Raw genomic sequence first — 23329 nt, 5'->3', positions numbered from 1 at the left:
GGCGGACGCGAAAGGCCGCGGACGCCGGATAAATCGAAGGGCGGGCAAATACAGGAAGGCCCCCACCCGGTCAATGCGAGTCTGGCGCTTCAGCGCTCACGTTGTAGGTTGATCGCATGGACCGTCGGATTTTCCTGCTCTCGGGTTTCGCCCTGGCCGGCTGCGGCGGGGCGTCGGAGGGGCAGGTGGTGATCTGTGACCCACGCCTCGCCGGCCCCCTCGGCCGCGCTCTCGCCGGTCAGGACCCCGCCGGCCCCATCATTCTTCCCAGGGCCTCGCCGCAGGCGCTGCTGGAGCCCGCCGAGCAGCAACGGTCAGCGCTGGTGGTCACGCGCTACAGCCTGATCGCAAATCGCCTGCAGCGGTTGGGCTATGTGCGGCTGGAGCATCGCTGGCAGACGCAGATCGGCGGACAGACCGTCCAGGTCGCCGTGACGCGGGGCGGCGGCGCGTCGCAAAGGCGCGCCCTGCGGCTGGCCAGATGGCTGGTGAGTGAGGACGCAGCGCCGCTGCTGAATGACGACGCTACCGCCCCTTGAAGTCGGGCTTCCGCTTCTCGACGAAGGCGGCCATGCCTTCCTTCTGGTCCTCGAAGGCGAACAGGCTGTGGAACAGCCGACGCTCCAGCGCCACGCCCGTGGCCAGGGTGGTCTCGAAAGCCGCCTCGACCAGCTCCTTGTTCATCATCACCGCGAGGGGCGAATGGCCGGCGATCTTGCCGGCGGCCTCCAGGGCGGTTTCGAGCAGCTTGTCGACCGGCACCACGCGGGAAACCAGCCCGGCGCGCTCGGCTTCGGCGGCGTCCATCATCCGGGCGGTCAGGATCATGTCCATCGCCTTGGCCTTGCCGACAAAGCGGGTCAGGCGCTGGGTCCCGCCGATGCCGGGCGCGACGCCCAGGTTGATCTCGGGCTGGCCGAACTTCGCCGTCTCCGAAGCGATGATGAAGTCGCACATCATCGCCAGTTCGCAGCCGCCACCGAGGGCGTAGCCGCTGACCGCGGCGATCACCGGCTTGCGGAACTGCTCCAGCTTGCGGGCTGCGGCGGTGAAGAAGTCCAGCTTCATCATCTCGGCGTAGGACTTGTCCGACATCTCCTTGATGTCGGCGCCGGCGGCGAAGGCCCGGTCGGAACCGGTCAGGACGACGCAGCGGACCGCGTCGTCGGCCGTCGCGGCGTCGAGCGCCTCGCCGAGCTCGCCAAGCAGCTGGCTGTTGAGGGCGTTGAGCGCCTCGGGGCGGTTCAGCCGGATGAGGGTCACGCCCTGCGACGGCGTTTCAAGGATCAGGGTCTGATAGGTCATGCGCCGGTTGTGCCTCCGGCCCGTGGTTCGCTCAAGTCTCTTTGGTCAGGGACCGTCCACGGCATAGCCGCGCGCGCGCAGCAGGGCCGGCACGCTGTCGGGACCGACCAGATGGCCCACCCCGACCACGATGACCGTGCGGCCGCTGCCGCTCATCCGGCCCGCGATCGTGTCGACCCAGCGGCGGTTCCGCTGAACGATCAGCTGGTCGTAGAGATAGACCGAGATCTGCTTCATCGGCGTGAGGCCGAGCGTCTCGATCGCCCGGGTGTCGCCCTTCGCCCAGGCGTTGATCAGCTGATTGTAATAGTCGGGGTCCTCGTCGAGCTGCCGAAGCGTGTCCTCCAGCGACGCGAGCTGGTCGGCCATGGGGGCGTCGGCGAAGAAGGCGATCTGCTGGCCGGCGGTCTCGAACGCGCGTCGCTGCGCCTGCGGGGCGGCCTCGGCGAGGGTGCGTTCGACGCCGGTGGTGACGGTCGCGCCCTGACGCATCAGGGTGACGACGCCGAGGGTGATGTCGGCGTACCAGGGCGCCAGCCGCTCCATCCCGGCCGGGGCGAGGCCGAGCCGGCCGCTGACCCGGTCAAGACGGGCCCGACCTTCGGCGGTCAGCAGGGAGGACAGGCCTTGCCCGGCGGGCAGATAGCCACGGGCGGTCGCGGCCTGCGTCGCTTCGGAGTCGCTGGTCTGACCGACGGGCGTCTCGAACCAGAGATCGTCCGCCGTCGCCAGCGCCGCGTCGAGCCGGTCGGGCCGCCAGTCGAGATCGGCCGGCAGGACATGAACCGAACCGAACAGGGTGATCGTCGAGTCCGCGTCCCGCACGGTCCAGACCGGCGGCTCGGCGGCGGCCGGTCCGGCGAGGAGGGGCAGGGTCACAAGGAGCGCCGCCAGGACCCGGATGTTCATTCTGCGCCCCCTGAGCGCCGGCTTTCGCGCGTCGCGGTCCACAGCCGCCGTCATCGCTGACATTTCGGGCAATAAAACGTCGACCGCCCGCCCTGGACGATCCGCGCGATGGTTCCGCCGCAGCCGGGTCGCAGGCAGGGCTCGCCCTCGCGGCCATAGGCCTGGAAGCGGTGCTGGAAATAGCCAAGCGCCCCGTCGGCGGCCGAAAAGTCGCGCAGGGTCGAACCGCCGGCCTCGATCGCTTCCTCCAGCACCGCGCGGATCACGGCGACCAGGCCGGGCAGGGCCTTGCGCGGGATTTTCCCGGCCGGTTTCACCGGCGACAGGCCCGACCGGTGCAGCGCTTCGCAGACATAGATGTTGCCCAGACCCGCGACGATCCGCTGGTCCAGCAGCAGCACCTTGGCGTTCTGCTTGCGGCCGGCGAAGGCCGCTTCCAGCAGTGCGGGGGTAAAGTCCGGCCCCAGCGGCTCCGGCCCCATCCCGGCGAACCAGGGGTGGGTGACGATCTCGCCCGCCGGGATCAGCCCCATGAATCCGAACCGCCGGGGGTCGGAATAGGTCACCCGGCCGCCGCGTTCGGTCTCGAACATGACATGCGCGTGTTTGGGGTCAGGCGGGCTGGCATAGACGAATTCGCCGGGCCGGACGGTTCCCTCCGCCGCCTCGATCTCGAACCGCCCGCTCATGCCCAGATGCATGACCAGCACGTCGCCCCGGTCGAGGTGGCCGAGCAGGTATTTCGCCCGGCGGTCCAGCCGCTGGATGGTCGCGCCCGTCAGCCGCTGGACGAAACCGTCCGGAAACGGAAAGCGCAGGTCCGGCCGACGCTGCTCGACGCGGGTCAGTCGCGCGCCCTCCAGCACGGGCGCAAGGCCGCGACGGACGGTTTCGACTTCAGGAAGCTCGGGCATGGTGTCCCTTGGCTAGCGGAGGACGGTGGCGGGGTCCATGCGCCGTCTGCCCTCCCGGGTGCTGATGCGCCCTGAAGGCCTTGATGGAATGGTCCGCTCCGGACGAGGTCCTTGAACATGGTCTCGCCGGAGCAAGAATGCTCATCAAGACATCAGGACCATTTCCGCCTCAAGCTTGCGCGGCGCGCCCGACGGCGTGCCGGCTAGCCGACCTGCCCGCGCGGGTCTATGAGCAACGCCATGAGCCAGAGCAGCGCCACCTTCGGCTATCGCGACGTCGATCCGACCGAGAAGCCCGGCCTCGTGCGCGGGGTCTTTGACCGCGTCGCCAGCCGCTACGACCTGATGAACGACCTGATGAGCGCGGGGGTTCACCGGATCTGGAAGGACGCCACGGCGGCGCGCCTGAACCCGCAGCCGGGCGAGGTGATCCTCGACGTGGCCGGCGGCACCGGCGACATGGCCCGGCGCTATGCGAAGCTGGCCCGCGGCGCCCAGGAGCGGCGCGGCGGCGAAGACGCGACGATCCACATCATCGACTACAATACCGAGATGATCGCCGCGGGTCGCGAAAAGGGCGCCCCGCCCGAGATCTGCTGGGCCGTGGGCGACGCCCAGCGCCTGCCGCTGCCGGACGCCAGCGCCGACGCCTATTCGATCGCCTTCGGCATCCGCAACGTGACCGACGTCCAGGCCGCGCTGCACGAAGCCCGGCGCGTGCTGAAGCCTGGCGGCCGGTTCGTTTGCCTCGAGTTCAGCAAGCCCACGGGCATGGCCCTGCGCGCCGCCTATGACGCCTGGTCGTTCAAGGCCATCCCCCAGATCGGCGAATGGGTCGCCGGCGACCGCGACTCCTACCAGTACCTGGTCGAGAGCATCCGCCGCTTCCCGGACCAGAAGACGTTCGCCGGCATGATGGAGAAGGCCGGCTTCGCGCGGGTCAACTTCACCAACTTCACGGGCGGCGTGGCCGCCCTGCATGCGGGACGGGTTCTCTAGGACCATGACCCTGCCCGCGTTCTCCCGCTTGCTGGCCGCCGGCTGGACGCTGATCCGCGCCGATGCGCTGATCCCGCGCGAGCTGGACGGCGTGCTGCCGGGCGGGGTGCGGACGCTCGCGCGGGGACTGCGGCTGTTGGCCGGCCGTCAGGCGCGGCAGGGGCGGCCCGGCGAGCGGCTGGCGCGGTCGCTCGAGGGGCTTGGGCCCGTGGCGATCAAGCTCGGCCAGGTGCTGTCGACCCGCGCGGACATCTTCGGATCGGTGTTCGCCACGGATCTGGCGCGGCTGAAGGACGCCCTGCCGCCGTTCCCGCTGGATCAGGCGAAGGCCGAGGTCGAGCGCGAACTGGGCAAGCCGCTGGCGGAGATCTTCCCGGTGTTCGGCGAAGCGGTCGGCGCGGCCTCTCTGGCCCAGGCGCACCGGGCGACCCTGGCCGACGGTCGCGAGGTCGCGGTCAAGATCCTGCGGCCCGGCATCGAGCGGCGCGTGGCGCGGGACAGCGCGACCCTGCTGATGGCCGGCGAACTGATCGAGGCGCTGTTTCCGCTCGCGCGCCGGCTGGAACCGGTGGCGTTTGCACAGACCGTGATCCGCTCGCTGCAGCTGGAACTGGATATGCGGTTCGAGGCGGCCGGCGCCGCCGAACTGGCCGAGGTGATGGCCCGCGACAGCTGGATGCGCGCGCCCACGGTGGTCTGGGACGGTGTGGCCAAGCGGGTGCTGACGCTGGAATGGGCGGGCGGCTTGCCGCTGTCCGATCCTGCGACGCTCGATGCGCCCGGTCTTGATCGCAAGGCCGTGGCCGACAACCTGATCCGCGCCTTCCTCGCCCAGGCGCTCGATCACGGCGTCTTCCATGCCGACCTGCATGAGGGGAACCTGTTCGTCGTCCCGCCCACCGGCATCGTCGCGGTCGATTTCGGGATTGTCGGCCGGCTTGCGCCCGAGACCCGGCGGTACCTGGCCGAGATCCTCTATGGCTTCCTGACCCGCGACTATCCGCGGGTGGCGAAGGCCCACTTCGACGCCGGCTACGTACCCGCGCACCATGACGCCGACGCCTTCGCCCAGGCCTTGCGGGCCGTGGGCGAGCCGGTGTTCGGCCGGGCCGCCAGCGAACTGTCGATGAGCCGTCTGCTGGCGCTGCTGTTCGAGATCACCGCCCTGTTCGACATGCGGTTGCGGCCCGAACTGGTGCTGCTGCAGAAGACCATGGTGACGGTCGAGGGTGTCGCCCGGCGGCTGTGGCCCGACCACGACCTCTGGGCCGCCGCCGATCCCGTCGTCCGCCGCTGGATCGCCCGGGAGCTCTCGCCGGCCGCGCGGGTCAGGGACTTCGCGGACGACGCCGTCCGGGCCCTGCGCGCCATCGCACGCATGGCCGAGGCCGGGGCCGCGCCGACGGTCGTCGTCGAACCGGCGCCGGAGACCTCCGGCATGGCCTGGCTGGCCGCCGGGGCCGCCATCGCCGGCGCGGCGTTCCTGCTGGCGCGGTTGCTGGGGTAGCCTTCTCCGGTCAGCCCTCGTCCCGCGCCCGCGTCTTCCGCGCCCCGCCTTCGGCCTCGCGCGCCTTGACCTTGTCCCAGTAGGCCGCGCCCTCGTCCGGCTTGAACATCGTGCGCGGCGCTCCCTCGCGGGTGGCGACAGCGAACACGTTGCTGGCCGGATCGTAGATCAGGGTGTCGCCGTTCGACCGGGTCAGGGTCTGGGCGCCCTTCGGCGGCCGGGTGACGAAGGCATGCGCCTTGGCGACGAAGGCTTCCCGCGTCGCGGCCCCGAACGCGGCCCCGTTGCGCCGGAAGCTGCGTTCCGCATTTTCCTCGGCGGTGAACCGGCGGCTTGCCGACCACATCGGCTTGCCGTCGATGCGCCGCACCGGCTCGGTCCGGGCGACCGCCGCCCGATAGGGCTCCGGCGTCGTCTCGGCCGCCGGCGGCGCCGAAGCCCGCTGCACCGGCACGGCGGAGGCCCCGCCATCGCACCCTGCTATGAGGGCGGCCAAAGCCAGCCCCACGGAAACCCTGATCAATCCCACCATGTTCGGACTCCAGATGCTCGTTTGACGGGTATTTGAACATAGCAAGAACACGGGTTTCGCGTTTGGTCAAGCGTCCGGGCCGTCGTATGCAGCGTCGGGATCTGGCGGCTCTGAGGAGACTGGGATTTGAGCGAGCGGCGCGTTCTGCTGATCGTCGGGGGCGGCATCGCCGCCTACAAGGCGCTGGAGCTCACGCGGCTGCTGCGCAAGGCCGGGGTGGCCGTGCGGCCGATCCTGACCGCCGCCGGCGCGCAGTTCGTCACCCCGCTGTCGCTTTCGGCCCTCGCCGAGGACAGGGTCTACAGCGAGCTCTTCTCCCTGACCGACGAGGCGGAGATGGGCCACATCGAGCTCAGCCGCTCGGCGGATCTGGTCGTCGTCGCGCCCGCGACGGCGGACCTGATGGCCAAGGCGGCGCACGGTCTGGCCGGAGACCTGGCCTCGACGACCCTGCTGGCCACGGACAAGCCGGTGCTGATGGCCCCGGCGATGAATGTGCGGATGTGGGAGCACCCCGCGACGCAGCGCAATCTCGCGACCCTCAAGGGTGACGGCGTGTCGTTCGTCGGCCCGGACGAGGGCGCGATGGCCTGCGGCGAGTTCGGTTTTGGCCGAATGGCCGAGCCCGCGGCCATCTTCAACGCGATCATGGGCCTTCTGGAGGGACCCGCGGCCCGCCCTTTGGCCGGTAGGCATGTGCTGGTCACCGCCGGGCCGACGGCCGAGGCGCTCGATCCGGTGCGGCTGCTGACCAACCGCTCGAGCGGCCGGCAGGGCTACGCCATCGCCGGCGCCCTGGCGGCGCTGGGCGCGCGGGTGACCCTGGTGTCGGGACCTGTCGCGCTGCAGACGCCGGCGGGCGTCGATCGGGTGGATGTCGAGTCGGCGCGCGAGATGCTGGCGGCCAGCACGGCCGCCCTGCCGGCTGACGCAGCCGTCTGCGTCGCGGCCGTGGCCGACTGGCGGCCGGACGAGGCCTTCGGCGTCAAGCTGAAGAAGGGCAAGGACGGCCCCCCGACCCTGACCCTCGTCGAGAACCCCGACATTCTGGCGACACTGTCCGCCTCCGGCCCGGCGCGACCGCGGCTGGTGGTCGGGTTCGCCGCCGAGACCAACGATGTCGAGGCCCATGCGAAGGCCAAACTGGCGCGCAAGGGCTGCGACTGGATCATCGCCAACGACGTGACCCAGCCGGGCGTCATGGGCGGCGAGGAAAACGCGGTGCTGCTGATCACCCGCAAGGGCGTCGAGCGCTGGGACCGCGCCCACAAGGATTCCGTGGCCGCCGATCTGGCCGCCCGCATCGCGAAGGCCCTGACGTGACCCCGACAATCCCTGTCGTTCAACTGGCCCATGCGCAGGGCCTGCCGCTGCCGGCCTATGAGACGCCGCTGGCGGCCGGGATGGACCTGCGGGCCGCGGTGGAAGACGACGCGCCGATGACCCTGAAGCCGATGGCCCGCGCGATGGTCCCGACGGGCCTGGCCTTCGCGGTGCCCGCCGGCTTCGAGGCGCAGGTGCGGCCGCGCTCGGGTCTGGCGGCCAAGGCCGGTATCACCTGCCTGAACACGCCCGGCACCATCGACGCGGATTATCGCGGCGAGGTGAAGGTTATTCTGATCAATCTGGGGGAAGAGGACTTCGTCATCCGGCGGGGCGACCGTATCGCCCAGCTGGTGATCGCGCCGGTCGCGAGCGCGACCTGGCAGGCGGTGGAGAACCTCGACCAGACGGCGCGCGGCGCCGGCGGGTTCGGTTCTACCGGCGCCGCCTAGGCGGGAATGCCGTACAGACCAACGTAGGCGAGGAAGCCGGTCGCGAAACCGAGCGCCGCGACCCACAGGAAAGGCTTGAGGACATCGTAGGGATGATCAACTGCGGCGCGCATGACGCTGGGGTCCTTTCGGGGCCGGGCATTCAACTGTTGAACACTTGGCGCCGCATACGGTTGCAGGCGTCGTCTGAACCGAGCATGACGTGATTCGCGTCTCAGTCGAATCCGCGGCCGAACAGGTCGCCCGGCAGTTGAATCGGGCCGGGGGAAGGGTCTTCATTCCGACCTCGGCGAGCGAGCCGCTGGCCCTGCTTGAGGTCTACCGGCGCAGACCCGACCTCGCCGCGAACCTCACCTTCGTCGGCGCCCCGGTGCCGGGCATCAACCGCAACGACTGGTCGGCGCTGCACGAGACCGCGCGGGCCGAGGGAACGTTCATGTCCGGAGACTGGCGCGCCAGTTTCGAGACCGGACGCTACGCCCTGCGACCCATGACCTGGCATCAGGCCTACGGCTGGCTGGGCGAGACCCCGCTCGATGTCGCGGTGTTTCACGTCAGCGAGCCTGACGCGGAGGGCAATGTCTCGCTGGGGATCGCCAGCGATCTTGCCCCGGCGGTGGTCGGACGGGACGTCTTCCGGGTCGCACTGGTCAATCCGGCGATGCCCCGGGTGCGGGGGTTGGTCTATCCGCTCGACGGGTTCGACCTGGTCGCCGACGCGCCGCATGAGTTGCTGACCTACGACACCGGCGCGCTCGATCCGGCGTTCGACGCGATCAAGCGGCATCTGCAGGGCCTCATTCCGGAAGGCGCCAGCGTCCAGTTCGGGGTCGGCAAAGCCGGCATCGCCGCGCTCGCGGCGCTGGAGGGGATGAAGGGCCTGCGCATTCACTCCGGCATGGTCACGGACCCGCTGCTGCCGGTGCTCGATTCCGGGGCCCTGACCGAGGTGGTGACCGGGCTCGCGGCGGGGTCCCGCGCGCTCTACGACCGCTGCGGCAGCGACAGCCGGATCCGGTTCGAACCTTCCGGCTACACCCACGACATCCGGGTGCTGGCGGAGATCCCGCGACTGGTGGCGGTCAACTCCGCCATCGAGATCGACCTGTTCGGCCAGGCCAACGCCGAGTTCCAGGACGGGCGTCAGATCTCGGGCGTCGGCGGGCTGACCGACTTTCTGAGAGGCGCGCGTCTGTCGAAGGGCGGCCTGCCCATCCTCGCCCTGCCGGCCAGCGCCCGGCGCGGCGAGATCAGCCGCATCGTCCCGCGTCTGCCGCCCACCGCGGTCTCCGTGCCGCGCGCGGATGTCGGGCTGGTCATCACCGAGCACGGCGTCGCCGACCTGCGCGGCCTGACACTGGACGGCCGGGCCGAGGCGCTCATCGGCGTGGCGGATCCCGGGCACCGGGGCCGACTGGCCGCGGCCTGGGCGGAGATCCGGCGGGCAGTCTGAGCCGCCTCCGACCTGATGACACCGGCCTTCAAGACATCAGGTCAGTTCTGCCGATGAGCGTCCTGCGCTCGGGGCAAGACGATCAGGACTCCGCCGGACGGTTCAGATTGGCGAACGCGGCCTCGTCCTCGAACATCACCTCAACGGCACCGATGTCCGCGAGGAAGGCCTGAACGGCCGGGTGCCCGTTCGCCAGCGCCGCTTCCAGCGAGGCCAGCAGGTCGATGCTCCAGAGGGCGCAGAGCGGATGGGGGCCGTCCGGCGCGACGGCGAACGCGGCGAAGGCTTCCCCCCGCGCCGCCGCCAGGCGCGGAATCAGATCGCTCGGCGCGCGGGGCATGTCGCAGGGCAGGATGGCGAGATGCTCCGACCCCTGACTGCTCGCCCAGCGAAGGCCGGCGGCGATGCCCGACAGCGGACCGTCGGGAGCCTGAAGCGCGTCCTCGATCACCGGCAGGCCGAGCCGCGCCGTCAGGGCCGCGGCGCCCGACCGTGGCCGGGCGCTGACCGCCAGCGCGCCGCAGTGGGGCCTGAGCGCTTCAATCGCCCATTCCAGCAGGGTGCGGTCGCCGAGTGGCGCGATGGCCTTCTCGCTGCCGAAGCGCGTCGACCGGCCGCCGGCAAGGACCAGTCCGGCGATCATCGGGCGGGCGACAGCCTGACCGGCATGGCCTTGTAGGCCGGCGTGCCGCTGCGGACGTCCCGCTCGCTGAGCGGCAGCAGCGGATTGGCCTCCGGATAGTAGGCCGCCAGGCAGCCGCGCGGCAGGTCCCGGGCCACGGCGGTGAAGCCGCGCACCGAGCGGTCGGCCGCGTCCTCCGGAAAGGCCGCCGTCAGGTCGACCCGGTCGCCATCGGCCAGGCCGCGCGCCGCCAGATCATCGGGATGGGCGAAGACCACGTCGCGCCGGCCCTTCACCCCCCGATAGCGGTCGTTCAGGCCGTAGATGGTGGTGTTGTACTGGTCGTGGCTGCGGACCGTGGTCAGGATCAGCACATCGGGGTCGCCGCGCGCCGCGTCGGGGGTGGCCGGATCATCATGGCGGAAGGGGATCAGGTCGGCCTTGCCGCTGGCCGTCTGCCAGACCCGGTCAGCGGAGGGCACGGGCAGACGGAAACCGCCCGGCGTCGTGATCCGCGCGTTGAAGTCGGCGAAACTGTCGGGGAAGGTCGCCGCGATGCCGTCGCGGATGCGGCTGTAGTCGCCGGCCAGGCCCATCCAGTCCACGCCGCTCTCCGGACCGAGCACTGCCCGGGCCAGCGCCGCGACGATCCAGGGCTCCGAGCGCAGGTGCTCCGAAGCCGGAGCGTTCATGCCGCGAGAGGCGTGCACCATCGACGTGGAATCCTCGACGGTGATCGACTGGCGGCCCGTCGCCTGGACATCGATCTCGGTTCGGCCGAGGCAGGGCAGGATGTAGCTCTCCTCGCCCGCCAGCAGGTGGGTGCGGTTGAGCTTGGTCGCGATGTGAACGGTCAGGGCGTTGCGGCGCAGCGCCGGGAAGGTGGCGACGGGATCCGGCGCGGCGACCGCGAAGTTGCCGCCGAGGCCGATGAACACCCTCGCCGTTCCGGTCTGCATCGCTTCGATCGCCTCGACGACCGTATGGCCGTGGCGGGCCGGCGGGGTGAAGCCGAACGCCCTGCCAAGCGCGTCCAGAAAGGCCGGCGACGGCTTCTCGGTCAGGCCGACCGTGCGGGCGCCCTGAACGTTCGAGTGACCGCGCAGGGGACAGACGCCTGCGCCCGGCCGGCCCATATGCCCGCCCAGCAGCAACAGGTTGACCAGTTGCTGCACCGCGCTGGACGCCGAGCGGTGCTGGGTGACGCCCATGCCGTAGCAGAGGATCACCCTCTTGCTGGCGGCGAAGATGGCGGCGGCCTCCTCGATCTGCGCGCGGGTAAGGCCGCTTTCGGCTTCCAGAGCCGGCCAGTCGCGGGCCGCGAGATGCGCCTTCAGGGCCTCGAACCCGGCCGTGTGCGCGGTGATGAAGGGATGATCGAGGTGATCGCCGGCGATCAGCACCTTCATCATGCCCTCGACGACCGCCACGTCGCCGCCGATGCGCAGCTGGTAGTAGCGGTGGGCGATGTCGGTCCCGCCGAGGGTGGCCATCTCGACCGGGTCCTGGGGTGAGGCGAACTTCTCCAGCGCCCTCTCCTTCAGCGGGTTGAACACCACGATCGGCGCGCCGCGGCGGGCGACCTCGCGCAGGGTGGCCATCATCCGCGGATGGTTGGTGCCCGGGTTGTGGCCGAAGCTGAACACCGCGTCGCAGAGGTCGAAGTCCTCCAGCGAGACCGTTCCCTTGCCGATGCCCAGCTGTTCGGCGAGGCCGACGCTCGTCGGCTCGTGACACATGTTCGAGCAGTCGGGGAAGTTGTTGGTCCCGAACTTCCGGCCCAGCAGCTGGAACAGGAAGGCCGCCTCGTTCGACGCCCGGCCTGAGGCGTAGAACTCGGCCATGTCCGGGTCGGGCAGGACGGCCATCACCGCCCCGATGCGGGCCAGGGCCTCGTCCCAGGTCGCCCGGACATAGGTGTCCGTAGCGCGGTCGTAGCGCAGGGGCTCTGTCAGCCTGCCGAGGTCCTCCAGCGCATGATCGGACCAGGTCATCAGCGTGCTGACGGTCTGTCCGCTGACAGCTTCAGGCGTGGCGCGCTTGCCGGTCGCCTCCCAGGCCACGGCCTTGGCGCCGTTCTCACAGAACTCGAACGAGGAGGTATGTTTCGGATCGGGCCAGGCGCAGCCGGGACAGTCGAAGCCGTCCGGCTGATTGGCGGACAGGAGCGAGCGACCGCCCTCGACCACCGTCTCCTGGTCGGTCAGGGCGTCGGCCACCGCGCGCAGGGCGCCCCAGCCGCCGGCCGGTTTGCGATAGTCACTGACGCCCTTCGCCCGGCTCATGGCGTGATCCTGTCCGCCCGCGTGAAGATCGTGCAGCCGTCTGCCCGGGCGAGGGCCACCAGCGTCATGCCGCATTCCTCGGCCTTGCGGATGGCCAGGGCCGTCGGGGCGGAGATCGCCACCAGCAGCGCGAACCCGGCGACGGCGGCCTTCTCGACCATTTCGTAGGAGCAGCGGCTCGTGATCACCAGGAAGCCGCCGGTCGCGTCGAGTCCGTCCCGGGCGGCGGCGCCGATCAGCTTGTCCAGGGCGTTGTGCCGGCCGACGTCCTCGCGGACCCGCACGAGCCCGCCCGCCGCATCGGCGAACGCCGCCGCGTGCATGGCGCGGGTCAGGCGGCCCAGCGCCTGCTGGTGCTCAAGGGCGTCAAGCGCGGCCTCGATCGCCGCGCGGCTGATCGCCGGCCCGTCGCCGAGGGCAGACAGCGGCCGCACGGCCTGGGCCAGTCGCGTTACGCCGCAGAGGCCGCAGCTGGACCGGCCTTCCATCGACCGTGACCGCGCGGCCGCCCGGCCCTTGCGGCCTTGCGCGGTCAGACGAACATCGACCTGCAGGCCTTCATCAAGCGTTTCGACCGTGACCCCCGTGATGTCGCCCGCGCCGGCGATGCGCTCGGACAGCGTGAAGCCGACCGCCAGATCCTCGATGTCCGAGGGTGTCGCCATCAGCACCACGTGCGGGCAGCCGTCATACAGCAGGCCTACCGGCGTTTCGTCGGCGAGGGGCCGTTCGATGGCCGTATCCCCGGCGACGCCACGGCGCCACTGGCGGGCGGAGCGGGTTTCGACGGGATGCAGACCGGCCTTCATGGGGGCAGCCTAGCGCAAGAGTTCGTCCGTGTGTTCGCCCAGTTTCGGCGATCGCGCTCCCGGCATCCGCCGCCCGTCGACCTGCACCGGCGCCGCCAGCATGTGCAGGCCTTGCGGCCGGTCGGGGTGTTCGACGACGTCGCGCATGCCGACTTCGGCGACGAACGGATTGTCCAGCGCCTGGAACAGGTCGTTGACCGGGCCGAACGGCACGCGGCCCGCGAACAGCGCGCTCCAGTGCGCGGTCGGCCGGGTTGCGAACAGGGCGTCCAGCGCTTCGGTCAGGGCCGGCAGGTTGCGCGCCCGGTCTGCGAGGGTGGCGAAGCGCGGGTCGGCGGGCAGGTCCGGGCGGGCGATGAGCGCGCACAGCTCTGCCCAGAATTTCTCGTTCATGCACATCAGCTGGCCGTAGCCGTCGGCTGTCTTCACCCGCTGCACGGGGGCCAGCGACGGGTGGGCGCCGTTGGGCATCCGCTGCGTCGGATGGCGCTCGTTCATCGCCCAGACCGCCGGATAGCTGAGCTGGTGCAGGGCGACGTCGAACAGCGAGACATCGACATCGCAACCCTCTCCTGTGGCCCGGGCCGACAGAATGGCGCTGACCACGCCGAAGGCGAAGGTCGCCCCGCTCATGAAGTCGATGATCGAGACGCCCATCCGGGCGGGTGGCCCGTCGGGCTCGCCGGTCAGGCTCATCAGGCCGCATTCGGCCTGCATGGGATAGTCGTAGCCGGGCCAGCCCTCGCGGCTGTTGTTCCGGCCATAGGCCGACAGGTGGCCGCAGACGATCGCCGGATTGATCGTCTTCAGGGCGTCGAAGGTCAGGCCCAGCTTCATCGGCTGGTCGCCCCGCAGGTTGTTGACGACCGCTTCGGCCGACCGGACCAGCCGCTCGAAATCGGCCCGACCCTCCGGCGTCTTGAGCTCGATGGCCGCCGACTTCTTGCCCCGCGAGAAGGTCTGGAAATACTGGCTGTCGTTTTCGCCCAGCAGGAACGGGCCGGTGGGCCGGGAGGCGTCGCCGCCCATCGACGGGGCCTCGACCTTGATCACCTCGGCCCCCAGTTCCGCCATGAGCAGGGTGGCGTAGGGCCCGGCGCCGTAGTGCTCGATGGTCAGGACGCGGACGCCCTCGAGGGGGCGTCTCACCAGTAGGTCTCCATGATCTCGCCGGCCCAGGCCGGTTCCCGCACGTCGCCGCGCGGCAGGAAGCCGCTCAGCACGGGCTTGATGTCGACCACCGGCGTGCCGTCGATGGCGTCCAGTCCCTCAACCTCGAGGGTCAGGCCGTCCACCGCAACGATCCGGCAGACGGAGACGCCGAGGCGGTTGGGCCGGTTGCGGCCCCGCTGGGCGAAGATGCCGACCAGCGGCCAGTCCTCCCGACCGCGCGGGCGGCGCGCACCGGTGACGATCTCCGCCTCGGTGATGCGGTCAAAGATGAAGATGATTTCGGCGTGCGAGAAGTCGGCGAGACCGTACAGCGCCTCCGGACCGAACCGCGCCGGGTCGAGGTCGATCCGCGCCCGGCTGGGCCCCCAGTCGTCGTCGATGGCCTCGATGCGCCCGCCGCGCACATGCCCGATCGCGTCGATGGTGAACGTCATGGCCGCCTCCCTGATGCCGTGTCGGGCTAGGCCCGGGCCGTCGGGCGGTCAAGCCGGACGACTTGCATTTGAGAAACATTCGCATTACGCGCTGATGCCCTTCCTGATCCGGAGCTCTCGCTTGACCCAGTCCGTGCTCGGCCGCCTTCGCCGCTTCTGGCTCGATGTCCACCTGTGGCTTGGCGTCGGCCTGTTCGTGGCGCTCGTGCCGCTGGGCGTGTCGGGCGCCTTCCTGGTCTGGCACGACCCGATCGACGCGATGATCCACCCGCACCGGTTCGCGGTCTCGGAGGGCGATACGACCCTGGCCGCTTCGGCCTATCTCGACGCGGCGCGCAAGGCCTATGGCGATCGCGCGGTGGTCACCCAGCTGCGCCTGCCGCAGGAAGCCGGGGACCCGGTCATCGCCAGCGGCCGCCTGAACGGCCCGCCGCCGGCGCCCGGTCAGCGTCCACGGTCCCTGACCGCCTGGATCGACCCGGCCACGGGCAAGGTTCTCGACGTCGCCGACACCCGCGACGAGCTGATCAACATCATGCACCGGCTGCACGGCAGCCTGCTGATCACCGCCCCGGGTCTGGGCCGCAAGATCGTCGGCTGGCTCGGCTGGGCCATGACGCTGTCCTGCCTGACCGGCCTCTGGCTCTGGTGGCCCCGCAACGGACGGGTCCTGAAGGGCCTGCGCTGGCGGCGGTCGCCCTCGACCATGAACAACCTGCACCACCTGTTCGGGTTCTGGGTGCTGGTCCCGCTGTTGCTGGTCTCCCTGACCGGCGTCTACATCTCCTTCCCCGAAACCAGCCGGAAGGTGTTCGGCGTGGCGCCGCCGGCGGAGAGCCCGGCGCGCAGCGGACAGCCCAAGGGCGCGCCGCGCGGCCCGAACAACGCGCCGCCGCTGGCCGCGCCCAACCTGCCCATCGACATGGCCGTCGCCGCGGCGATGGCCGAGAAGCCCGGCGCCCGTCTGAGCGCCATCAGCCTGCCGACGGAAGGCAAGCGGCCGTCCTGGCGGATCCAGTTCGCCGGCGAGGGCCATGTCCTGCCGGCCAGCGTCCAGGTCAGTGATGCGGACGGCGCGATCGTCAGGGGCCGGGGCGGCCCGGGCCAGCCGGACGCGCTCTCCCGCCGGATGCGCAAGATCCACGACGCGCAGGACACGCCCTTCATCTGGCAGGTCCTCGTGTTCCTGACCGGGGTCGCACCGCCGCTGCTGGGTGTCACCGGCACGGTGATGTGGCTGCGCCGGCGTTCGCGACGCACCCATCTCAAGACCCTGCAATCGAGTCCGGCCGAATAGTTTGAATTTGAGAACGATTCTCATTGCGGGCCGGGATCGGCAAATATAAGAACGACTCGCAATCGCAACGCCGTGGCGTCGCGGGCCTGTTCCGGGGATCGTATCAATGCGCAAGTTCACCGCCGTCGGCGTCACCGCCCGGGCCAAGGGCGCTCTCGGAGCCGCCGTGGTCGCCGGGGCCGCCGGCCTGTCGCTCTCGCCCGCGCTGGCCGCCGAGCACGCCGCGGGGCTTGAGGCGTCCGCCGCCGAAATGGACGCGCCGACCGATGTGACGGGCGTCGATGTCTACGGTGATCGCCCCAACCAGCCGCGCTCGACCAAGGTCGTTACGCCGGCGGTCGATACCCCCCAGACGGTGACGGTGGTTTCCGAACGGACCATCCGCGACCAGAACCTGCTGACCCTGCGCGACATCCTGACCACGGTGCCGGGCATCACCTTCGGGGCCGGCGAAGGCGGCGGCGGCTACGGCGACAGCATCAACCTGCGCGGCTATTCGGCCAACAACGACATCACCACCGACGGCCTGCGTGACAGCGCCCAGTACAGCCGCACCGATCCGTTCAACGTGCAGCAGATCGAGGTGATCAACGGGGCCAACTCGGTCTACGCCGGCGCAGGATCGGTCGGCGGATCGATCAACCTGGTCAGCAAGTCGCCGCGGATGTCCGACAGCACCCTGTTAAGCGTGGGCGCGGGTACGGACGGCTATGGCCGCGCCACCCTCGACACCAATCGGGTCATCGGCGACTCGACCGCGATCCGCGTCAACCTGATGGTCCACAAGAACGACGTTCCGGGCCGCGACGTCGAGACGTTCAGCCGCTGGGGCGTGGCGCCCTCGATCGCCTTCGGAATCGGCGCCTCGACCCAGCTGATCCTGTCCTACGCCCACCAGGAGGATGAGAACACGCCGCAATACGGCGTGCCCTACGCCTCCAACGCCTTCCTCAACGGGCCGCTGCCCGGAGCGAAGTCGTCCAACTATTACGGCTACCGCAACGTCGACACCCAGGAGATCGGCGTCGACAGCCTGGCGCTCAGGATCGTCCACACGTTCAGCGACACCCTGAAAGTCACCAACACCACCCGCTGGCAGCAGGTCACCCAGCTGACGGTCGTCAACCCGCCCCAGGGCGCCTGGTGTCTCGCCAACGGCTTCAACGCCCAGACCGGCGCGGCCTGCGGGACGCCTGGCCTGTATGCGCTGAGCGGCCCGCGCGGAAACCTCCGCGACACGACCAATTCCCAGCTGGTCAGCCAGACCGACTTCAACTTCAAGTTCGCCACCGGCGACTGGGACCACGATCTGGTGCTGGGCTTCTCGCTGTCGAACGAGACCTACGACCTGCGAACCGGAAACGTTCAGCGCAACGCCGATTCCTCGACGCCGGCCTATCCCGCGATGGACATCGCCAACCCGGTCAACCTCTACACCGGCCCGCGGAACTTCTTCGCCAGCGCGATCAGCGACGGCGAGCTGGCCAACCAGGCGATCTACCTGTTCGACAATGTCGAGCTGAGCGAGCAGTGGCAGTTCAACGTCGGCGCCCGGGTCGAGCGCAACGAGGGCGAATTCTTCTCGACCCCGTACACCTACGTCGTCGGCGCCCCGCCGACCACGGTGGCCGGCGCCAGCACCACGGCCCGCAATGAAGAGACGCTCGTCTCCTATCGGGTCGGCCTGGTCTTCAAGCCCGCTCCGAACGCCAGCCTCTACATCGCCTACGGCAATACCGAGACGCCTTCCCAGGCCACGGTCAACGGCGGCTGCTCGACCACCGGGGCCAACCAGAACTGCAACGTCGCGCCGGAAGAGGGCAAGGTACTGGAAGTCGGCGCCAAGTGGGACGCCTTCGACGGGCGCCTGGCCCTGACGGCCGCCCTGTTCCAGAACGAGCGGACCAACATCCGGCTGAACTCGAACGACCCGGCGATCCCGGTCCAGCAGCTCGACGGCGCTTCGCGCGTCCGGGGCTTGGCGCTCGGCGTCGCCGGCCAGCTGACCGAGCGCTGGACGGTTCTGGCCAACTACACCTGGCTGGACAGCGAGATCCTGCAGAACATCGCCTCGACGGCGCTGCCGCCCAACGACGTCGACTTCACCAAAGGCGACCCGCTGCCGATCACGCCCGAGCACGCCTTCAACATCTGGTCGACGTACATGGTCACCGACAGGCTGATGGTCGGCTACGGCGCGACCTATGCCGGCGAGTACGCCTTCACCCGGGCCAGCACGACCGCGCCGCTGCTGTTCTCCGACGCCTACTGGCTGCACAACGCCGCCGTGACCTGGACGGTCAATGACGCGGTCAGCCTGCAGCTGAACATCAAGAACCTGACCGACGAGGCCTACTACAACCGCATCCGTTCCAACTCGGGCTTCGGCTGGGCCACGCCGGGCGACGCGCGGTCCGCCCAGGTCAGCCTGAACTACCGGTTCTGAGGCTCCCCGGTCGGGTATAGGGTCATCCTGTCATGATGCTGCAGATTCCCAAGGTGCTGACCCCGGACGCGCTCACCCGCCTGCGCGCGGCGATCGATGCGGCGGACTGGACGGACGGCAACGCGACGTCCGGATTCCAGTCGGCGCTGGCCAAGCAGAACCGGCAACTTCCGGAGGGCTCGGCGGTCGCGCGCGAGGCCGGCGCGACGATTCTCGCAGCGCTGGAGCGCAATCCGCTGTTCATCGCCGCCGCCCTGCCGGCCCGGATCTATCCGCCGTTGTTCAACCGTTATGGCGTCGGCGACGGCTTTGGCGACCACATCGACAATTCGATCCGACAGACGCCCGATGGCGGACGCGTCCGCACTGACCTGTCGGCGACGCTGTTCCTGACCGATCCTGATGACTACGACGGTGGCGAGCTGACCGTCGACGATACCTACGGGGTCCATCAGGTGAAGCTCGCCGCCGGCGACCTGATCCTGTACCCGGCCTCCAGCCTGCACCGGGTCGAGGCGATCACGCGCGGCGCGCGGGTGTCGTCCTTCTTCTGGATCCAGAGTCTGGTGCGGGACGACGCGCGCCGCGCCCTGCTGTTCGACATGGACATGGCTATCCAGCGGGCCGGCGCGACCCTCGGCCAGGGCGACGCCTCGATCGTCTCGCTGACCGGCGCCTATCACAACCTGCTGCGGATGTGGGCCGAGGTCTGAGGTCCGGCGGGCCGGCCCGGATCGGGTGAAAACCCAAAGTTTACGTGTCCGTCCGCATGGTCCCCCGATCAACGGGCGGAAACCACGGCATGGCCGGCGCAAAGACCGGAAAACGAAAGAGCAGCCGCAAGGCGCCGACGTCGGCGGCCGCCCGCTGGTTCTTCGACAATTCCCTGGACATGTTCGCCGTCGTCGATCGCGACGGCGTCTTCACCGACATCAACGACGCCTGGGAGCGGATCACCGGCTGGCGGCGCGAGGATCTGGTCGGCAAGTCGCTCTTCGAGTTCCTGCACGAGGACAGCTACGAAGAGGCGCGGGACAGCCGCCGGCGCGTGAAACGCGACGGACATGCCGTCAATCAGCTGAAGGTCCTGCGCAAGTCCGGCGAATGGATGTGGATCCAGGGCCGGTCGCGCCTCGACCCGACCGGGGCCATGGTCGGCACGTTGCAGGACATCACCGAAACCGTCCATCAGCGTCAGGAGCTCGAGGCGGCGCGCCGGACCAGCTCGATGCTGTCCGAAGCCGCGGGTATCGGGACCTGGAGCTACGAGCCGCGCGGCGACCGGATCGAGTGGTCCGACGACATCCTCGCCCTCTGCGGCTGGGCCGCCGAAGACATCGACACCACGGCCAAGTTCCATGCCGTTGTCGCACCCGAGGACCTGCCGACGGTCGAGGCGGTGTTCACGCGGGGCGTGACCGAGGGCGAGGGCGCGACCCTCGAGCACCGGCTGGTGACCGCCGACGGCCGGTGGCTGACCATGCGGGCGACGTTCCGCACGGAGCCGCGGGGCCGGGTGTTCGCCCTGAAGGGCATCTCGCAGGACGTCAGCGCGCTCGCCGAGGCCCGGGACGCCGCCCGTGAAGGCGAGCGTCGGGTGCAGGTGCTGATGGAGCAGGCGCGGATGGACGCCTGGCGACAGGAGCTGGCCCTCGAGGCGGCCGACGCGGGCGCCTTCGAAATCGATCACCGCGCCCGCGCCTTCTGGGCCAGCGAGCAGTTCTTCCGTCTGGTCGGTCGCCGGATGACCTATCGGGAAATCGCCCAGCCGGTCTGGCCGTTCGTCCACCCTGACGACAAGCCGCTGGTGCGCGACACCAACCGCCGCTGGGCCAGCGGCGCCGAGAACGTCTCGATGGAGTTCCGCATTCTCCTGCCGGGCGGCGGAGAGCGCTGGGTGCGGACCTGCTACCGGCTCGACCGGCCGACCCGCAAGGGCGTGGGGCTGGTGCTGGACATCGACGCCCGCAAGCGCCAGGAACTGGCTCTGGTCGAGGCGCAGCGGGCCGCGGAAGCGGCCGCGGAGGCCAAGGCCAGCTTCCTCGCCAACATGAGTCACGAGATCCGCACGCCGATGAACGGAGTGCTGGGCGTCCTGCATCTGCTCAAGAGCGAGTCCATCAGCGACTCCGGACAGCGCCTGCTCGACGAAGCGCTGAGCTGCGGCGAGATGCTGTCCACCCTGCTCGATGACGTCATCGACTTCGAGCGAATCGAGGCGGGCCGGCTTGAGCTGAACGACGAGCCTGTCGATGCCGGCGAACTGGCCCGCAGCGTCTTCCGCCTGCTCGAGCCCCAGGCGCAAGCCAAGGGCCTGACCCTGACACTTGAGGGCGCCGAGGGTCTGGGCTGGGTGCGGACCGACCCGGTGCGGCTGCGCCAGTGTCTGTTCAACCTGATGGGCAACGCGGTGAAGTTCACCCTGACGGGCGGGGTCGCCCTGAGCTGTGAGCGTCCCGCCGACGGGAGGCTGGCCTTCACGGTGCGCGACACAGGCATCGGTATTCCGCTGGAGGCCCAGGACCGGCTGTTTGAACGCTTCCACCAGGCCGACGCCTCGACCACCCGCCGGTTCGGCGGCTCGGGTCTGGGCCTGACCATCACCCGCAAGCTGGCGGAGATGATGGGCGGCGCAGTCTCGTTCGAGTCCGTGCCCGGCGTCGGCTCGACCTTCCGGATCGAGATCGCCGCCGCCGACGCCGCGGCCACAACGCTGGCGCCGGTGCTCGAGGGCGCGCCGCTGGACGGTCTGCGCGTGCTGGTCATCGAGGACAACGCGACCAACAGGATGATCGCCGTCAAGCTGCTCGAAAGCCTGGGCGCCGTCGCGCAAACCGCCGTCGACGGCGCCTCCGGCGTCGCGGCGGCCGGGGCGGCCGGATTCGACCTGATCCTGATGGACATCCAGATGCCGGACATGGACGGCCTGGAGGCCTGCCGCCGGATCCGCAGCCAGGGCGGCCCGTGCGCCGAGGCGCCGATCATCGCCCTGACCGCGAACGTCCTGGCCCATCAGCGCGACACCTACCTTGCCGCCGGCATGGACGGGGTGGTCGGCAAGCCGATCTCGCCCGCCGCCCTGCTGGCGGAAATTTCGCGGCTGGCCGGGGGGGCGGCCCGGCAGGACGCCGACCTGTCCGCCGTCGCCTGACGTCTTCCCCCGATCACACGGCGTGCTAGACCTGCGCCGTCATCTGGGGAGGACGGCATGACCGATACAACGACAGGCGAAGACAAGCCCACATCGATGCGCACCGTGGTTCTGGCCTCGTCGGCCGGCACGGCGTTCGAGTGGTATGACTTCTTCGTCTTCGGCACCCTGGCCACAGTCATCGGCAAGAACTTCTTCGCTGAGCTCGGCGACACGGCCGGGACGCTGGCGGCGCTGGGCCTGTTCGGGGCCGGGTTCTTCTTTCGGCCGCTGGGCGCGCTGATCTTCGGCCGCATCGGCGACAAGGCCGGCCGCAAGGGCGCCTTTCTGATCACCGTCATCCTGATGGGCGCGGCGACCTTCGCCATCGGGCTGCTGCCAACCTACGCCCAGGCGGGATGGGTCGCGCCGCTGCTGCTCATCCTGATGCGGATCATTCAGGGCACGGCGCTCGGCGGCGAGTATGGCGGCGCCGCGATCTACGTCGCCGAACACGCCCCGGACAACCAGCGCGGCGCGATGACCGGCTGGATCCAGACTTCGGCCGCGTTCGGCCTGCTGGGCGCCCTGCTGGTGATCCTCGCGGCCCGCACGATCCTCGGCGAGGATGCGTTCATCGCCTGGGGCTGGCGGATCCCGTTCCTCGTCTCGGTCGGTCTGCTGGGCGTATCGATCTGGATGCGGATGAAGCTGTCCGAAAGCCCCTCGTTCAAGAAGCTCAAGGACGCCGGTGAGGAGTCAAAGCACCCTTTCCGCGAAGCCTTCGGCCAATGGAAGAACCTCAAGCTGGTGCTGCTGGCGCTGGTGGCCCTGATGTTCGCCCAGGGGGCGGTCTGGTACACGACCTTCTTCTATCTGCCCGTGTTCCTCGAACGGTTCCTCAAGGTCGAGCCCAAGACGGTCAACATGCTGGTGATGACCGCCACCGCGGTCAGCGCGCCCCTCTACGTCTTCTTCGGCTGGCTGTCGGACAAGGTCGGCCGCAAGTGGGTGCTGTGGTTCGGCATGACGCTGGCGCTGGTCGCCTTCTTCCCGGCCTTCCACCAGATGGCGAAGTTCGCCAATCCGGCGCTGGCCGAGGCCGAGCAGCGGATGCCGGTGACGGTGATCGCCGACCCGGCCGCCTGCAATCTGCAGTTCGATCCGGTGGGCAAGGCGGTGTTCACCTCGTCCTGCGACATCGCCAAGAGCGCCCTGGCGAACGCCGGGGTCTCCTATGTCAACAAGGCGGGCCCGGCCGGCGCTCTGGCGCGGGTCGAGGTCGGCTCGGCCCAGGTGCCGTCGATCGAGGGCGGCGCGCTCGACAAGGCCGCGCTGAAGGCCGCCAAGGCCGACTTCGATACCCGGCTCAAGGCGGCGCTGGCCGCGGCGGACTATCCGGCGAAGGCTGATCCCGCCCGGGTGAACCTGGGCGGCGTGTTCGCCGTGCTGATGATCTTTGTGGTCGGGGCGACAGCCCTCTACGGCCCCCAGGCCTCAGCCCTGGTCGAGCTCTTCCCGACCCGGGTCCGCTACACGGCCCTGTCGTTGCCCTACCACGTAGGCACCGGCTGGGTCGGCGGGTTCGTCCCGTTCACCGCCTTCGCCATCGTGACGGCGACCGGGGATATCTATGCGGGGCTCTGGTACCCGTTCGTCTTCACCCTGATCAGCGTGCTGGCGACCCTGTTTCTCTGGCCGGAGACCCGGGGACGGTCGCTGGACGACTGATCGTCTCG

General features: G+C 69.9%; 20 protein-coding genes. 11 read left to right on the top strand and 9 right to left on the bottom strand.

The window, feature by feature from the left end:
- Positions 1-116: 116 nt before the first annotated feature.
- On the top strand, positions 117-539 hold the full coding sequence (locus AC3WJT_RS01255; protein ID WP_492341251.1) for a hypothetical protein: 423 nt from the start codon (positions 117-119) through the stop codon (positions 537-539).
- Here AC3WJT_RS01255 and AC3WJT_RS01250 read toward each other — a convergent pair.
- The 3 genes from AC3WJT_RS01250 to mutM are packed head-to-tail and all read right to left on the bottom strand — an operon-like array spanning position 526 to position 3128.
- A complete protein-coding gene (locus AC3WJT_RS01250; protein ID WP_492341250.1) occupies positions 526-1305 on the bottom strand; it encodes an enoyl-CoA hydratase in 780 nt (259 codons plus the stop codon). The two genes, AC3WJT_RS01255 and AC3WJT_RS01250, sit on opposite strands and share 14 nt — an antisense overlap.
- A 45-nt stretch (positions 1306-1350) precedes the next feature.
- On the bottom strand, positions 1351-2214 hold the full coding sequence (locus tag AC3WJT_RS01245; protein WP_492341249.1) for a TraB/GumN family protein: 864 nt from the start codon (positions 2212-2214) through the stop codon (positions 1351-1353).
- Between the two features lie 50 nt (positions 2215-2264).
- The gene (gene mutM / locus AC3WJT_RS01240; protein ID WP_492341248.1) at positions 2265-3128 is read right to left on the bottom strand and encodes a bifunctional DNA-formamidopyrimidine glycosylase/DNA-(apurinic or apyrimidinic site) lyase; all 864 of its coding nucleotides are present in this window, start codon (positions 3126-3128) and stop codon (positions 2265-2267) included.
- 240 nt (positions 3129-3368) lie between these two features.
- On the opposite strand from mutM, the gene AC3WJT_RS01235 reads away from it, so the two are divergent.
- Both AC3WJT_RS01235 and ubiB read left to right on the top strand, forming a co-directional pair.
- Positions 3369-4127: a class I SAM-dependent methyltransferase gene (locus AC3WJT_RS01235; RefSeq protein WP_492341247.1), complete on the top strand. Its 759-nt coding sequence runs from the start codon at positions 3369-3371 to the stop codon at positions 4125-4127.
- Positions 4128-4131: 4 nt separating this feature from the next.
- Positions 4132-5634, top strand: a complete 1503-nt coding sequence (ubiB, locus tag AC3WJT_RS01230) for a 2-polyprenylphenol 6-hydroxylase (protein ID WP_492341246.1) — start codon at positions 4132-4134, stop codon at positions 5632-5634.
- Positions 5635-5644: 10 nt separating this feature from the next.
- Here ubiB and AC3WJT_RS01225 read toward each other — a convergent pair whose 3' ends face one another.
- Complete coding sequence (locus AC3WJT_RS01225) at positions 5645-6166, bottom strand: hypothetical protein (protein WP_492341245.1); 522 nt, start codon at positions 6164-6166, stop codon at positions 5645-5647.
- Positions 6167-6292: 126 nt separating this feature from the next.
- On the opposite strand from AC3WJT_RS01225, the gene coaBC reads away from it, so the two are divergent.
- The 3 genes from coaBC (at position 6293) to AC3WJT_RS01210 (ending at position 9394) form a co-directional block, all read left to right on the top strand.
- A complete protein-coding gene (gene coaBC / locus AC3WJT_RS01220; RefSeq protein WP_492341244.1) occupies positions 6293-7489 on the top strand; it encodes a bifunctional phosphopantothenoylcysteine decarboxylase/phosphopantothenate--cysteine ligase CoaBC in 1197 nt (398 codons plus the stop codon).
- On the top strand, positions 7486-7941 hold the full coding sequence (dut, locus tag AC3WJT_RS01215) for a dUTP diphosphatase (RefSeq protein WP_492341243.1): 456 nt from the start codon (positions 7486-7488) through the stop codon (positions 7939-7941). The genes coaBC and dut overlap by 4 nt, the downstream gene beginning before the upstream one ends.
- 202 nt (positions 7942-8143) lie before the next feature.
- Complete coding sequence (locus AC3WJT_RS01210) at positions 8144-9394, top strand: acetyl-CoA hydrolase/transferase family protein (protein ID WP_492341242.1); 1251 nt, start codon at positions 8144-8146, stop codon at positions 9392-9394.
- 82 nt (positions 9395-9476) lie between these two features.
- Here AC3WJT_RS01210 and mobA read toward each other — a convergent pair whose 3' ends face one another.
- From mobA to AC3WJT_RS01185, 5 genes are read right to left on the bottom strand one after another with little or no spacing between them, the layout of a single operon-like run.
- Positions 9477-10037: a molybdenum cofactor guanylyltransferase gene (gene mobA, locus AC3WJT_RS01205; protein WP_492341241.1), complete on the bottom strand. Its 561-nt coding sequence runs from the start codon at positions 10035-10037 to the stop codon at positions 9477-9479.
- Complete coding sequence (locus AC3WJT_RS01200; RefSeq protein WP_492341240.1) at positions 10034-12301, bottom strand: FdhF/YdeP family oxidoreductase; 2268 nt, start codon at positions 12299-12301, stop codon at positions 10034-10036. The genes mobA and AC3WJT_RS01200 overlap by 4 nt, the downstream gene beginning before the upstream one ends.
- The gene (gene fdhD / locus AC3WJT_RS01195) at positions 12298-13110 is read right to left on the bottom strand and encodes a formate dehydrogenase accessory sulfurtransferase FdhD (RefSeq protein WP_492341239.1); all 813 of its coding nucleotides are present in this window, start codon (positions 13108-13110) and stop codon (positions 12298-12300) included. Before fdhD ends, AC3WJT_RS01200 begins: the two co-directional genes overlap by 4 nt.
- Before the next feature lie 9 nt (positions 13111-13119).
- The gene (locus AC3WJT_RS01190) at positions 13120-14259 is read right to left on the bottom strand and encodes a CaiB/BaiF CoA transferase family protein (RefSeq protein WP_492341238.1); all 1140 of its coding nucleotides are present in this window, start codon (positions 14257-14259) and stop codon (positions 13120-13122) included.
- Positions 14256-14717 (bottom strand): SAM-dependent methyltransferase, encoded by a 462-nt coding sequence (locus AC3WJT_RS01185; protein ID WP_492341237.1) that lies wholly within the window; start codon positions 14715-14717, stop codon positions 14256-14258. The genes AC3WJT_RS01190 and AC3WJT_RS01185 overlap by 4 nt, the downstream gene beginning before the upstream one ends.
- A gap of 121 nt (positions 14718-14838) precedes the next feature.
- Here AC3WJT_RS01185 and AC3WJT_RS01180 point away from each other — a divergent pair, with 121 nt between their 5' ends.
- From AC3WJT_RS01180 to AC3WJT_RS01160, 5 genes are all read left to right on the top strand, one after another.
- Positions 14839-16014: a PepSY-associated TM helix domain-containing protein gene (locus AC3WJT_RS01180; protein WP_492341236.1), complete on the top strand. Its 1176-nt coding sequence runs from the start codon at positions 14839-14841 to the stop codon at positions 16012-16014.
- A gap of 106 nt (positions 16015-16120) precedes the next feature.
- Positions 16121-18460 (top strand): TonB-dependent receptor, encoded by a 2340-nt coding sequence (locus tag AC3WJT_RS01175; protein ID WP_492341235.1) that lies wholly within the window; start codon positions 16121-16123, stop codon positions 18458-18460.
- 32 nt (positions 18461-18492) lie between these two features.
- Positions 18493-19173, top strand: coding sequence for a Fe2+-dependent dioxygenase (locus tag AC3WJT_RS01170; RefSeq protein ID WP_492341234.1), 681 nt, complete (start codon positions 18493-18495; stop codon positions 19171-19173).
- Between the two features lie 89 nt (positions 19174-19262).
- Positions 19263-21611: a PAS domain-containing hybrid sensor histidine kinase/response regulator gene (locus tag AC3WJT_RS01165; RefSeq protein ID WP_492341233.1), complete on the top strand. Its 2349-nt coding sequence runs from the start codon at positions 19263-19265 to the stop codon at positions 21609-21611.
- Between the two features lie 57 nt (positions 21612-21668).
- Positions 21669-23321: an MFS transporter gene (locus tag AC3WJT_RS01160; RefSeq protein WP_492341232.1), complete on the top strand. Its 1653-nt coding sequence runs from the start codon at positions 21669-21671 to the stop codon at positions 23319-23321.
- The last annotated feature ends 8 nt before the right edge of the window (positions 23322-23329 follow it).

Source organism: Caulobacter sp. FW305-C-30-S16, assembly GCF_058783025.1.
Note: the sequence above shows the minus strand (reverse complement) of the source record. Positions and strands in the feature narration are given on the sequence as shown.

Bases quoted from the DNA above. Each gene is read 5' to 3' on its own strand.
- fdhD (WP_492341239.1), bottom strand. From the start codon at position 13,110: ATGAAGGCCGGTCTGCATCCCGTCGAAACCCGCTCCGCCCGCCAGTGG.
- AC3WJT_RS01175 (WP_492341235.1), top strand. From the start codon at position 16,121: ATGCGCAAGTTCACCGCCGTCGGCGTCACCGCCCGGGCCAAGGGCGCT.
- AC3WJT_RS01170 (WP_492341234.1), top strand. From the start codon at position 18,493: ATGATGCTGCAGATTCCCAAGGTGCTGACCCCGGACGCGCTCACCCGC.
- AC3WJT_RS01160 (WP_492341232.1), top strand. From the start codon at position 21,669: ATGACCGATACAACGACAGGCGAAGACAAGCCCACATCGATGCGCACC.
- AC3WJT_RS01200 (WP_492341240.1), bottom strand. From the start codon at position 12,301: ATGAGCCGGGCGAAGGGCGTCAGTGACTATCGCAAACCGGCCGGCGGC.
- AC3WJT_RS01245 (WP_492341249.1), bottom strand. From the start codon at position 2,214: ATGAACATCCGGGTCCTGGCGGCGCTCCTTGTGACCCTGCCCCTCCTC.
- AC3WJT_RS01255 (WP_492341251.1), top strand. From the start codon at position 117: ATGGACCGTCGGATTTTCCTGCTCTCGGGTTTCGCCCTGGCCGGCTGC.
- AC3WJT_RS01225 (WP_492341245.1), bottom strand. From the start codon at position 6,166: ATGGTGGGATTGATCAGGGTTTCCGTGGGGCTGGCTTTGGCCGCCCTC.
- AC3WJT_RS01250 (WP_492341250.1), bottom strand. From the start codon at position 1,305: ATGACCTATCAGACCCTGATCCTTGAAACGCCGTCGCAGGGCGTGACC.
- AC3WJT_RS01185 (WP_492341237.1), bottom strand. From the start codon at position 14,717: ATGACGTTCACCATCGACGCGATCGGGCATGTGCGCGGCGGGCGCATC.
- ubiB (WP_492341246.1), top strand. From the start codon at position 4,132: ATGACCCTGCCCGCGTTCTCCCGCTTGCTGGCCGCCGGCTGGACGCTG.
- mobA (WP_492341241.1), bottom strand. From the start codon at position 10,037: ATGATCGCCGGACTGGTCCTTGCCGGCGGCCGGTCGACGCGCTTCGGC.
- AC3WJT_RS01165 (WP_492341233.1), top strand. From the start codon at position 19,263: ATGGCCGGCGCAAAGACCGGAAAACGAAAGAGCAGCCGCAAGGCGCCG.
- AC3WJT_RS01235 (WP_492341247.1), top strand. From the start codon at position 3,369: ATGAGCCAGAGCAGCGCCACCTTCGGCTATCGCGACGTCGATCCGACC.
- mutM (WP_492341248.1), bottom strand. From the start codon at position 3,128: ATGCCCGAGCTTCCTGAAGTCGAAACCGTCCGTCGCGGCCTTGCGCCC.